Origin of the sequence: Paraperibacillus esterisolvens (genome assembly GCF_046237625.1) — a bacterium.
Classification (GTDB): Bacteria; Bacillota; Bacilli; order Bacillales; family DSM-1321; genus Paraperibacillus; species Paraperibacillus esterisolvens.
In genome coordinates this window covers 2,304,924-2,317,627 of sequence record NZ_CP143545.1, presented here as the reverse complement: position 1 = coordinate 2,317,627, position 12,704 = coordinate 2,304,924, and the positions used below count along the sequence as shown (strand labels likewise).

The following is a 12,704-nucleotide window of genomic DNA, read 5'->3' as shown; positions in this document are numbered from 1 at the left end:
CCCTTTACCTTTTTTGTCCTCTATACCGTTGTTTGGATTGCTGGATATTTCCTATGGGCTGTTAAAAGTGAAAAATAACTAAAAAAGGAGGGGATCGTGAATGTTTGAAGTAAGTACAACGTTTTATGTGGTTTTGGTTTTATATTTTGCCGTCATTCTTGGCATCGGAATTTGGTCGGGAACCAAGAACAAAGGAACAGAGGATTTCTTGGTAGCCGGGAGATCCATTGGGCCTTTAGTAGGTGGTGCTGCATTTGCAGCCACACAAATGAGTGCAGGTACATTTGTTGGAACACTTGGTATTCATTACTTAACTGGCGGGAGCTTCCTTTGGATTTGGGCTGGTCTTTGGTTCGGATGGTTAATTGCGGCTACCCTGGTCGGGCCGAAATTCCAAGCTTTTAAAGGGTTAACGGTACCTGATTATGTAGGTACTAGATTTAATAGTAAAGCGGCTCGGGGAATATCAGCCCTTTTAATATTAGTAGCCTATACCGTTTACCTGACTGCACAGTACCAGGCAGGAGGAAAAATTTTTCAGACACTATTTGGAATTCCGTTCATCTGGGGAGCGGTCATAACCGTTGGGATCACTTTACTGTATACGATGATTGGCGGAATGAGAGCTACAGCATATAGTGATTTCGTTCAGGCGATTATTATGGCCGGCTGCTTTTTTGCTGCCCTTCCATTGCTCTTTAATCAAGCAGGTGGAACAGAATTTGTCGGGAATTTCTTAGCCGAATTTAGTCCTAATATGTTAAGCTGGCATTTCGGTTTTAAGGAGCTGCTGGGTTTTGGTGCAGCCTTTGGGTTTGCAATGGCTGCTGCGCCATATGAGTTAGCAAGAATGTATACGCTAAGAGATAGGAAGACTGTAAAATTAGCAATCGGCTTTTCATTTATTTTCCAAGCAGTTGTTGGTATTTCTGTAGCAGCAGCAGGCATGGCCATTCGAGCACTCTTCCCATATATGCCTACACCCGATATTGCTTCTACCATAATGGCAATTAATATACTTCCTCCAGTTGTGGGGTCCTTGATTATTTTAGCAATCCTCTCAGCGATAATGAGTACAGTTTCCGGCATTATGATGGTATCTGCTTCCGCCTTTTCACATGATTTTTATGCAACCATGATCAAGCCTAACGCCAGTGACAGTGAAAAAATGAAGGTAAATCGAATAGCGGTACTGGTACTGGGAATTATCCCTATTTTCTTGGCCTTAAGACAGTTGGACATTGTTCAATTCATAGTGGTTCTCCAGGCATCCTTAACAGCGAGCTTTTTCTTTGCAACGGTAATTCTTGGCCTTAACTGGAAAAGAGGTACAGCTGCGGGCGCCATTGTTTCGATGATCAGCGGCTTCTTCACAGCATTGTTCTGGTATTTGGCAGGTAAGCCGCTGGGGATCAATGAGGTTATACCAGGAGTCATGGTCAGTTTCGTCTCATTTATTATTGTTAGTCTAGTAACGAAACCTGTGCCAAAAGAAGCGCTTCAGCCATTCTTTGAGGATGTGAAGTAAATATTCAAGGGGGGGTTATTCCTTCCCCTGTTTTAATTGTCATTTGAGACAAATAATTTAGGTTATAAAGCAGGCGTGTATTCTCACCCAAATAAACCTAATTCCTATCGAAACATTAATAAAAACTATTAAAAAACCTTGTTAACCAGATTGGCACAGAACTTGCATTAATATTGTTGTATAGGAGAAAGGGGTGCAACAATGAATGTGACAATAGAAAAAGTAGTGAATTCGATGAGGAATGAAATTGTATCTCTATTGCAAAAATTGATTCAAATTCCTAGTGAAAATCCACCAGGAAACTATGAGGAAATTTGTAACTTTCTAGAACAGGAATTATTTTCGTTAGGATTTGAGGTAAAGGTAGTCAATGTGCCTGAGGATGAGACGAGGAAATTAAATCTGCCAACACCTCGGAAAAATGTTATTGCTGTAATGAAGGGGAATGAAGGAGGGAAAAATTTAATTTTCAACTCTCATATTGATACGGTTCCAGCAGGAGATTTGGAACAATGGACCTACCCGCCATTTTCAGGAGCCATTGCTAATGGCAAGGTATATGGAAGAGGTGCAACAGACTCCAAAGGGCGATTAACCGCTTATATTATGGCTGCTGTGGCGTTAAGGAAGTCCGGAATTCCTTTTTATGGTGATATTGTAATAACAGCTACTTGTGATGAAGAAACTGGCGGTGTTCTCGGAGCAGGTTATGTCACTGGTCAACGATTAGTTACCGGTGATATGGTGGTCGTGGAAGGCTACAGCAATCATATCGTTCGCGCTATGGCTGGAGTTCTTCAGTTAAGAATTAAATCAACAGGCCGTCCTGCTCATGCAGCCTTCAAATGGAAGGGGATAAATGCCGTTGAAAAAATGGCAAAAGTCATACTAGAATTAACTAACCTGCAAGAACAATTAAAAAATGAACCTTCAGAAGTTGAGGGAATGAGTTATACAACCGTCAATGTTGGAGTTATCAATGGGGGAACGAAGGTGAATGTTGTCCCTGGGACCTGTGAGATTGAAGTGGACTTTCGGGTGATTACAGAACAAACCCTTGATGACATTTATAATCGGGTATCTGCTATAATCGAAAGGCTTCAGATGGAAGATCCAGAGATGAACATTCAGGTAGAGCGAGTGACAGATTTTCAAACCAATCCAACCGTAACTGAAGCGGATTCTCCTCTAATTGAGTTATTGCAATCGGCCATTCAAGAGGTATCAAGAACCACAATTCCTGTAGTAGGAATATTAGGGCAATCGGATACACGCTGGTTTATTCAAAATGGAATCCCAGGTATTAATTATGGCCCTGGTACAAACAACAATAATCTCCATAGTTATGATGAGTTTATGGAAATCGAGGATTTAATCCAAACAACAAAAATCTTAACGGTTCTTGCTAAAAATTTCTGTGGAACAAAAGAATTCGTCACGGAATAGCAGAATCTTATCCTGAATTTTCGAAATATAAAAACAATTAAAAAAGGGGTTGGAGAAAAATGGGTACATTTTTGGGTTTATCGGCATCTAATTGGTTTATTTGGATTACAATGGTTGTCTTCATTATCGCCTATTTTGTTGTCACCGAAGCAATCACTAAAAAGGAGGAGAAAAAATAATGGCTATCGCGGTTCTTGTCGCTTATATGCTCGCTGTTATTGGGATCGGATATTACATGAAATCCCGCGTCCAAAATGAAATGGATTTCTTAGCGGCTGGCGGGAAATTAGGGGTCTGGGTTGGAGGTATGACGCTTGCAGCCACTCAGATGAGTGCTGGTACAGCCATTGGAACGGTGGGTTTCCACTATCAAGTAGGATATAATTTTGCTTGGATTTGGCTGGCGATTTGGGCTTCGTGGGTCATCATGGCCATCTTTATTGCACCTAAAATGAAAGCATTCTTTAATTCTAATAAGGCTTTAACCATTCCAGACCTATTAGGAACCCGCTATGAAAGTAATGCCATCCGAGTGATTTCTGTTCTAATTTTACTAATTTGTTACGGGATGACAGTAGTAGCTGAATTAGTTGGGGGATCGTATTTATTAAATGTTGTTTTCGATATCCCAATTACATGGGGTGTATTGATTATTGCCATTATATTTATTGCTTACACTGTGATGGGAGGGTTATTTGCCATTGCATATACTGACGTGCTCCAAATGATTGTCTTTGCTCTAGGATTTGCGGTTGCGGTGCCTTTTGCAGTATCCAAGGCAGGGGGCTTTAGTAAATTAAATGATTCATTATCTTCTATTGATCCGAATCTTGTGTCCAACGGGATGCCTTCATCTGCTTTAACGGCAGTCGCTCTGTCATTCTTTATCATGATGATCGGATATCCTATTATTGCTGTTCGTTTTTATTCTATAAAAGATAATAAAACTATCCGTCGTGCAGTAGGTGTATCTTTTATTTTTCAGGCAATTGTAGCGGTTTCAATCGCCATCCTTGGGGTTAGTGCAAGGGTTCTATATCCTAATTTAACTTCACCAGATTTAGCCAGCTCTACAATCGCCATGGATCTATTGCCGCCTGTACTGGGTGGATTGCTTTTAGCAGCGATTTTAGCAGCGATTCAGTCTACTGTAAGTGCCATTTTGCTAATGCTTGGAAGTTCAATCTCTCATGATATTATGAAAAATGTAATGAAGAAAAAATTAAGCGACAAACAACAATTAAAGATTACCAGAATAGTGGTATTGATTATGGGGATTTTACCAATTCCGTTTGCGTTAAACCCACTGCCACTAATTCAGCAAATTTGGATTAATGCAGCTGCCTTGATTGGTTCATCCTTTGCAGTCTCCATTTTGTTAGGGTTGTACTGGAAACGGGCAACAAAAGCTGGTGCTATTACTTCCATGGTTGGCGGAATAGGCAGTGCTATACTTTGGTTATCACTTGGCAACCCATTTGGATTGGAATCTGTTTATATCAGTGTACCGGTAAGTCTATTAGGTATGGTGTTGGTTAGCTTACTATCGAAGCCGGTGTCAAAACAAGCATTACAGCCATTTTTTAAAGATGTTCAAGCAGCGGAGTCCGGAAACACAATAGCAGGATAAAAAGGAGGAACTTACATTGCCTTCAACAGATACGAAGCTAATGCTTTATAAGTCAATTCAAGAAATCGGTACATTATACAGAAAAAAAGAGGTATCTCCGGTCGAGATTACGGAAGCAACTTTAGACCGCTTACAGGAATTGGAGGGAAGGCTAAATGCATTTGTTACGGTCCTGGGTGAGCAAGCTTTGGCAAAAGCAAGAAAAGCTGAAGCGGTTTTCGTAAAAGGGGAAAATGCCAGTAAATTATTTGGGATACCTGTATCATTGAAGGATATTTTTATGACAAAAGGGATTCGTACTTCACTTGGATCAAGAATTATGAAGGACTTTGTTCCAGAAGAAGATGCTTTTGTTTATAGTGCATTACAGGATAATGGCGCCATCATCATTGGGAAAAATAATATGCTTGAATTTGCTTACGGGTCCGTACACCCAGATTATGGTCAATGCAATAATCCGTGGAATGTAAGCCGTACAGCTGGCGGATCCAGTACTGGGTCAGGAGCGTCAGTTGCCGCAGGAATTGGATATGCGTCAATCGGAACGGATACAGGAGGCTCCATCCGCGTTCCATCCTCCTTTTGCGGTATTGTTGGGCTGAAGCCAACTTATGAAACAGTTTCACGTCAAGGGTTGTTCCCTTTATCTAATTCTTTAGACCATATCGGTCCGCTGACTAGGACTGTCCGAGATAATGCAATTGTTCTGGAGCACATCTCATCCAGCCGCTTTAATTTCGATACCTGGGGAGAGATTCGCGGGATAAAAGTGGGCGTCATCCGATCATTAACCGATTCTATTATGAATCCGGAAGTATCTGCGTTAATGGTATCTGCCATTCAGCAGCTTAAGGAATTAGGTGCTCAGCTATACAATGTAGAGCTTCCAGGAATTGAATCAATCGAACAAGCTGCCATGCCTATTGTCCTTGCGGAAGCTTCGGCGTATCACCAAAAATGGTTTGATTCGAGGGAAAAAGATTATTCTCCCAATACCTTTACCAACCTAAGAGAAGGCTATAAGGTTACAGCAGTAAGCTATTTGGATGCGTTAGAGAAGAAAAAGGCGTTCACAGAAGCAGTTGATCAAGTATTAAAACAGGTTGACGTGCTGATTTGTCCAACGGTCCCATATCCAGCTACTGAAAAGGACCCATCCTTTGAGGATGGAAATATCGATATTTCTCAGCGTACGATTCCATTTAATATGAGTGGACATCCAGCTTTATCTCTGTCAGCGGGTAATACTGGTTCAGAAAATCTGCCAGTGGGGCTGCAACTCATTGGACGATACTTTGATGAGGAAACCATTTATCGTGTAGGTGATGCCTTCCAGCAATCTACAGGCGGCTACAAGCAGCCTCCAATTTAAATCAGAGAAATGGATAAGGCGGAAGGAGGGATACCATGATAAAAAACGATTCAATAATTACCATAAAACCTGACCATATTCCTGATACCATGAAAGCTGTTGTCATCAGGGAACATGGAGGACCGGAAGTACTAAAGTTTGAATCAATCGCAATTCCCGTTCCAGGGACCGGGGAGGTATTGCTTAAAGTTGAGGCAACGGCATTAAATCACCTAGACATTTTTGCACGAGAGGGCTTAAGTGGACCTGGTGTCCCAGAAATCACTTTACCGCATATATCAGGTGTAGATATTGTCGGAACTGTTCAATACTATGGTCAAGATCTCCCTGGACAGAAAAGGGTGGCTGCTATAGGGGAAAGAGTCATTATCAATCCTGCTATTGGTTGTAATGAATGCCGCTTTTGCAGACGTGGAGAACCAAGTATGTGCCATGACTATCAAATATTGGGGGAACATTTTTGGGGTGGTTTGGCTGAATATGTAGTGGCCCCTTCACGCAATATAATTCCTGTACCTGTTCACATTCCATCGGAAGTAGCTGCAGCTGCTCCAGTTGTTTACACTACTGCATGGAGAGGTGTTATGACGGTTGCGAAGGTAAATCCTTCAGACGTGGTTCTAGTGGTTGGAGCATCTGGGGGTCTTGGGTCAGCCCAGGTGGAAATTGCGGCAGCAGCAGGCGCCACTGTAATCGGAATTGCCAGTACGGAAGAGAAACGTCAAAAAGTACTTCAAAAAGGTGCTGTCGTGGCGTTTGATTCAACTGGTGACTGGGAAGCAGAAGTAATGAGATGGACCAATGGACAGGGGGTCAGTGCCGCTTTTGATGCGGTAGGGGCTCCTACCATAAGGAATAGCTTGCGCTGCCTAGAGATGGGAGGGAAAATCGTCTTATCTGGAGCAACAGCCGGTGATTCGCCTGATTTAAGCATAAGAGAAATTTATCAGCGTCACCGTCAAATATTAGGCGCACCAATGGGGAATTGGGAAGATTTCTTGCAGGTGACGAACCTGATTTGGATTGGAAAATTACATCCAACTATTCATAAAGTATATCCTTTCGAGGAAATTGCTGAGGCGCAGCGAGAGTTGGAAGATAGAAAGCATTTTGGAAAAATAGTAATAAAGATAAGTTGAAAAATCGTAACGGTAAAAACAGCCTGTCGGCTGTTTTTATTTTTTGAATTGTCTTAATTGAATAAAAAATCAAAAAACTTTACAATATCCTTTAAGATAAGTTGAATTAGGGGGGAATAGGTTGCCTAAGATTTTAGCCGTCACGAAAGATAATCGTACTTATAAATTGTTTTTTAATCAAATTTCTGCCTTTTTTAATGGAAAAGCGACCATTATATCACCTGAGCTATGTCAAGATTATGAAAACGTTGATATCATATTGCTCTCTAGTAAAGAGCTTCAAGACGGCCAGTACCCCGAAGAGAAAGTCTTAATTGCTAGAAGGACGATAAATATTGCAAGACTAGAAGAATTAATCTCTTTGCCGGCAGGAACTGAATGCCTCGTAGTGAATAACTTAGCCTCCTCTGCCTCAGAAACGATCGAAATTTTGGAAAACCTCGGTTTTGAATTAACGTTCTATCCCTATTACCCTGGAATCAAAACGTATCAAAAAGTAGAGGCCGCCATTATTCCTGAGGCACTTGAAATGGTTCCTACAGGGATAAATAGAATAATCGATATCGGGTTGCGCCCATTAGATTTTTCAACCCTCATTGAACTTTCACTAAAATTAAACATCAATATCGATCGAGCCAATATTCAGTCAGCCAGATACATCCAAGAAATCATAAAACTAAGCAGAAACCTTTCGCATTCCTTTAAAGAGGTTGCCCATCTCAATCATCAATTGGATGCGATTTTAAATACTGTACATGAGGGAATTCTTGCGACAGATGCCGAAAAGAAGATTATTAAAATAAACAGATCCGCAAAATCGATGCTCGGTATGCATCATTCAGAGAATGAGATCATTGGAAAGAAAGTTTCAGAAATACTTCCAAAATTGAAGCTGGATTCCTATATAAAAGATGATTCTCAAAAAAACCATGTTATTTCCTTTAACGAAAGAAAATTAATTATCAATAATAGTTCCATTGTAGTGGATCAAAAAAATAGCGGGGATGTAACAGCTTTTCAGGATGTAACACGGATTCAGGCTCTGGAGCAGGAAATTAGAAAGAAGATACAAAAAAAGGGCCTCTCCTCAAAGTATTCCATATCGGATATCATTGGTAAAAGTCAGCCAATGAAAGATATTCTGCATATTATGAATAAGCTCGCCAGAACAGACCGGACTGTATTAATTTTCGGGGAAAATGGAACAGGAAAAGAATTGTTTGCCCATTCTATCCATCAATTATCACTCCGTCATAGCGGACCATTTATTCCCGTGAATTTTGCCGGCTTACCAGAATCATTAGCCGAAAGCGAACTCTTTGGATATGAAGAAGGGACATTTACAGGTGCAGTAAAAGGAGGCAAACAAGGGTTATTTGAATTAGCACATAATGGTACCATCTTCCTCGATGAAATAGGGGATGCACCAAAAAGCCTTCAAACACTGCTGTTGCGTGTATTACAAGAAAAACAAGTGATGCGGGTTGGCGGGAGAAGCATCATTCCAATCAATGTACGTGTGATCGCTGCAACAAATAAGGATTTGAAAAAAATGGTCGAAGATGGAAGCTTTCGAGAGGATCTCTATTATAGATTATTTGTTTTGCCGCTGCGCGTCCCGTCGCTTAGAGATCGGAAAGAGGATATTCCGGAATTAATCTCTCATTTTTTTGAAGAATATTGTCCCAGCGTTCCAGCTTTATCGGACGATGTCTTGGAAGAGCTGGTGAATTATCACTGGCCTGGTAACGTGAGAGAACTGGCAAGTGTTGTCCAATACATGATTACAGTGATGGAAAATAACGTTATCACTTTAAATGATTTACCAGAACAATTTCGCCACACTGATCCAACTGTAAAAATTGATGATACCCTTTTGCAGCTTACTAATGAAGGTGACTTGATAGATTTTCATACGATTCTATGTAGTTTACTAGAAGCAATTCAGGAGCGGAAAAGCATAGGCCGGGGGAAAATTGTCACGTACGCTAAAGAAAAGGGAGTCATGTTAACAGATCAACAAGTTCGGCGCAGAATGGAAACGTTGAGGGATTTAGGATTTATTCAATCTGGAACAAAAGGCCAGGGAAGCAAATTAACCCAAATGGGTATGAATTCTATGAAAGAAATGGAACGAATCATAAGTGAAAACGAAAAAGTAATGAAAAGGCTGTCCTAATTGGACAGCCTTTTTTAGCCTATTAGACCCTAAAAACCAATCCGTATGTGCCAATGAGATCTTTATTTCTACTACTTTTGCAGTTTGATAAATTGGCACAATACTTGCATGTATAGTATATGAAACCATGAATTCGAGAAAGGGGAAAAATCTATGGCAACTGTTACAAATATTGCTCTTGAGAAAAGCTTGCTTGATGAAATTAATACGGAGGTTCCTAAAGCGGTCCTAGAAAGATTCAGTACCTTAATTCGTGAATCTGGAAGTGAAGATGAAAGAATTGCCGCTGACTTTTTAACGAATTATCTACAAGAATGGGGTGTACCTCATAAAGTCCATCACCCTGAATTATATTTAAGCATTCCAAAAAAGGCTTATCTAAAAATAACCGCTCCGTTTGAAAAAGAAATTCGCGTTAAAACACCTTCTTTTTCAATTGCAACCGGTGATGTTTCAGTCAGTGGCGAGCTTGTTTACATTTCTACAGGATATGCAAAAGGCATTAATGATATTTTTGGAACGGCAGTAGATGGCGATTTAGGAAATTTACAAGGAAAAATCGTCCTAACTGAAGGGTATGCGATGCCAGGAAAGGTAAGGGAGTTTGCCGAAAAGGGAGTAAATGCGATGATTTTCATAAACCCTGGCAGGAATATTCACGAGGGCATTTGTACGCCAATCTGGGGTGCACCCGATTTAGATAATATGAATAACGAACCTACCATCCCAGTCCTTGCGATCAATAAAATCGATGGAGACGAGTTAAAAGCATTAATTGAAAAAGAAAGCATAACCATTGAATTCAAGACATTCCTAGAAAAAGACTGGATGAAATGTCCGGTTATCGATATTTTTATCGAAGGAACAGAAGAACCAGAAAAATACGTCCTCCTGCACGGGCATTTAGACTCTTGGCATGAAGGAATCGGAGATAATGCTACCGGTAATGCAGCATTACTTGAAATGGCCCGCATCTTCTATAAGAATCGTGACAAGTTAAAAAGAAGTGTGCGGATTGCTGTTTGGACAGGTCACTCAACGGGAAGATATGCTGGTTCTAGCTGGTTTGTTGACGAATTCGGATTAGATTTGGATAAAAATTGTATTGCACAGGTGAACTGTGACTCTCCGGGCTGCCGCTGGGCGACTTCTTATGAGTATATGATGTGGATGAGCGAAGTCGATGAATTCTGTACAGATGTTATTAAGGATGCTGTCAATCTTCCTTCCAAAGGATCGAGACCACTTCGTGCAGGAGATTATTCTTTTAACAACATTGGTATTACTTCCTTCTTCATGCTTTCTTCCAGCATTCCAGAGGAGCTTCTAAAAGAAAAAGGCTACTATCCTGTAGGTGGCTGTGGAGCAAACATTGAATGGCACACAGAAGAAGATTTAATGCATGTAGCAGATTTAGATATCCTAGTAAAGGACATTAAAGTCTATATTACTGGGGTGTTACGTGCAGTTAATAGCTCGATTCATCCGTTTAATTTTGTGAAGACAACGGAAGAGTTTGACAATACAATTAAATCCTACCAGGCTGCAGCAGGCATCAATTTTGATTTTACTCTAGCATTAAATGAGGTTTCCGCACTTCGCGAAGACTTACTAGCATTCTATGAAAAAGCAAACGCATTAAAGGGTTTGGAAATCAGTAACCCTCAAGTAAAACAAGCAAATGTAATTATTGAAAAGTTAGCAAGAATCCTAGTTCCAATTAACTTTACGAAGCGTGGGAAATTTTGGCATGATCCGGCTCTTAATGTTCCTGCCCTGCCAGATATTGCACCTGCCTTAAACTTTAAACAAGTGCAAGAAGGATCACACGAATATAAGGTTTTAAAAACTCATCTAACTCGCGGCCAAAACCGTGTAATTTGGGCTCTGCAACAAGCACGAGAATTACTATCTCAATAGTTTGTGCTCTCTTCAGTGTCAGGAGCTTGCTGACACTCTTTTTATAATTAAAGAATAAAGCATTTAAGGCTCATCCAGACCAGCCTTGGAAATGGAGGAGAAACCGAAATGGAAATAAAAAGTGCAAAAGATTTACTATTTGAAACAATCGATGAAATTGGTGTGTTGTATCGTCGGAAGGAGGTATCACCGGTTGAAGTAACAAAAGCAACTTTGGAGCGTTTGGATGAACTAGAACCAAAGTTAAATGCTTTTATTACAGTGATGGCAGAAGAGGCCCTCCTGAAAGCTAAAGAAGCAGAAGCAGTATTTCTTAAAGGTGAAGCAGCAGGCAAATTGTATGGTGTGCCAGTTTCAATTAAGGATATCTTCCACACGAAGGGAATCAAAACGACATTAGGATCAAGGATTCTACAAAACTATATCCCAAATGAGGATGCCTGCCTTTTTACAGCGCTAAAATCTTCTGGTGCGATTATTTTTGCTAAAAACAATATGCTTGAGTTCGCATATGGTTCTGTTCATCCTGATTATGGCCAGTGTAATAACCCCTGGGATATCCATAGAACTTCAGGAGGATCAAGTACAGGTTCGGCATCTTCCGTTGCCGCCGGAATTGGATTTGCATCCATTGGTACCGACACAGGAGGCTCCATCCGCCTGCCATCTTCCTTTTGTGGGATTGTCGGATTAAAGCCCACCTATGATAGAGTTTCGCGTAAGGGATTATTCCATTTATCCCATTCATTGGATCATATTGGGCCGCTCACTAGAACCGTTCGTGACAATGCGATTGTGTTGGAAAGTATTTCTTCTACTCCAGTCAATTTCAATTCGATTTTTACCGGTTCGATTAAAGGGATGAAAGTAGGTGTCATCCGTTCACTGATCGACTCAGCATCCATTCACCCAGAAGTAAGAGAATTGGTGAATGCCGGCATTAAACAGCTCGCTGAATTAGACGCTGAAGTTGTGGACATCGAAATTCCTGAACTTGCAACCATAGGCGAAATCGCTCTTCCAATATTGATGTCAGAAGGTTCCTTCCATCATAAGAAATGGTATCCAGAACGAGAAGCTGATTACGCCGAAGGAACGAAGATCGTTCTGGCGGAAGGATTCAAGGTTCCAGCCGTAAGTTATGTGGCAGCACTAGAAAGAAAAAGAGAGTTTACTGTAAAAATAGACCGTCTATTCGATCGTGTTGACATACTGGTATGTCCAACCTCACCAAGTCCTGCAACAGAACGTGATCCTTCATTTGAAGACACGACGTTTGATTATCTCCAACGAACCATTCCGTTTAATATTGCCGGAAATCCTGCCTTAACGGTTTCCGCAGGCCTTACGGCATCTGAAAACTTACCTGTGGGAATTCAATTCATTGGGCGTCACCATGATGAAGCATCCGTTTATCGCATTGCCGATACTTTCCAAACCGCTAATGGAGGATATAAACGCCCACTTATTTAAGGGCTAGTTGTTTTCTC

Annotated in this window: 8 protein-coding genes; all 8 read left to right on the top strand. The window is 40.8% G+C overall.

Annotated elements, in window-relative coordinates:
- The first annotated feature begins 100 nt into the window (after window positions 1-100).
- The 8 genes from V1501_RS11670 to V1501_RS11635 all read left to right on the top strand — a co-directional run bounded on the left by V1501_RS11670 (window position 101) and on the right by V1501_RS11635 (window position 12,687).
- On the top strand, window positions 101-1,528 hold the full coding sequence (locus V1501_RS11670; protein WP_409288282.1) for a sodium:solute symporter: 1,428 nt from the start codon (window positions 101-103) through the stop codon (window positions 1,526-1,528).
- A 201-nt stretch (window positions 1,529-1,729) separates the two neighbouring features.
- Window positions 1,730-2,974 carry a M20 family metallopeptidase gene (locus V1501_RS11665; protein ID WP_409288280.1) on the top strand — a complete coding sequence of 415 codons (1,245 nt, stop codon included), beginning with the start codon at window positions 1,730-1,732 and terminating at the stop codon, window positions 2,972-2,974.
- A gap of 178 nt (window positions 2,975-3,152) precedes the next feature.
- On the top strand, window positions 3,153-4,604 hold the full coding sequence (locus V1501_RS11660) for a sodium:solute symporter (RefSeq protein ID WP_409288278.1): 1,452 nt from the start codon (window positions 3,153-3,155) through the stop codon (window positions 4,602-4,604).
- A gap of 16 nt (window positions 4,605-4,620) precedes the next feature.
- The gene (locus V1501_RS11655) at window positions 4,621-5,976 is read left to right on the top strand and encodes an amidase (RefSeq protein ID WP_409288277.1); all 1,356 of its coding nucleotides are present in this window, start codon (window positions 4,621-4,623) and stop codon (window positions 5,974-5,976) included.
- A 35-nt stretch (window positions 5,977-6,011) separates the two neighbouring features.
- Complete coding sequence (locus V1501_RS11650; RefSeq protein ID WP_409288275.1) at window positions 6,012-7,115, top strand: zinc-binding dehydrogenase; 1,104 nt, start codon at window positions 6,012-6,014, stop codon at window positions 7,113-7,115.
- A gap of 121 nt (window positions 7,116-7,236) precedes the next feature.
- Complete coding sequence (locus V1501_RS11645) at window positions 7,237-9,294, top strand: sigma-54 interaction domain-containing protein (RefSeq protein ID WP_409288274.1); 2,058 nt, start codon at window positions 7,237-7,239, stop codon at window positions 9,292-9,294.
- Between the two features lie 153 nt (window positions 9,295-9,447).
- The gene (locus V1501_RS11640; RefSeq protein ID WP_409288273.1) at window positions 9,448-11,214 is read left to right on the top strand and encodes a M28 family peptidase; all 1,767 of its coding nucleotides are present in this window, start codon (window positions 9,448-9,450) and stop codon (window positions 11,212-11,214) included.
- Between the two features lie 108 nt (window positions 11,215-11,322).
- Window positions 11,323-12,687 (top strand): amidase, encoded by a 1,365-nt coding sequence (locus tag V1501_RS11635; protein WP_409288271.1) that lies wholly within the window; start codon window positions 11,323-11,325, stop codon window positions 12,685-12,687.
- Window positions 12,688-12,704 lie beyond the last annotated feature (17 nt).

What these genes read in the sequence shown, in the direction of transcription:
- V1501_RS11650 (WP_409288275.1), top strand. Translation starts at nt 6,012, where the DNA reads ATGATAAAAAACGATTCAATAATTACCATAAAACCTGACCATATTCCT.
- V1501_RS11660 (WP_409288278.1), top strand. Translation starts at nt 3,153, where the DNA reads ATGGCTATCGCGGTTCTTGTCGCTTATATGCTCGCTGTTATTGGGATC.
- V1501_RS11665 (WP_409288280.1), top strand. Translation starts at nt 1,730, where the DNA reads ATGAATGTGACAATAGAAAAAGTAGTGAATTCGATGAGGAATGAAATT.
- V1501_RS11640 (WP_409288273.1), top strand. Translation starts at nt 9,448, where the DNA reads ATGGCAACTGTTACAAATATTGCTCTTGAGAAAAGCTTGCTTGATGAA.
- V1501_RS11635 (WP_409288271.1), top strand. Translation starts at nt 11,323, where the DNA reads ATGGAAATAAAAAGTGCAAAAGATTTACTATTTGAAACAATCGATGAA.
- V1501_RS11670 (WP_409288282.1), top strand. Translation starts at nt 101, where the DNA reads ATGTTTGAAGTAAGTACAACGTTTTATGTGGTTTTGGTTTTATATTTT.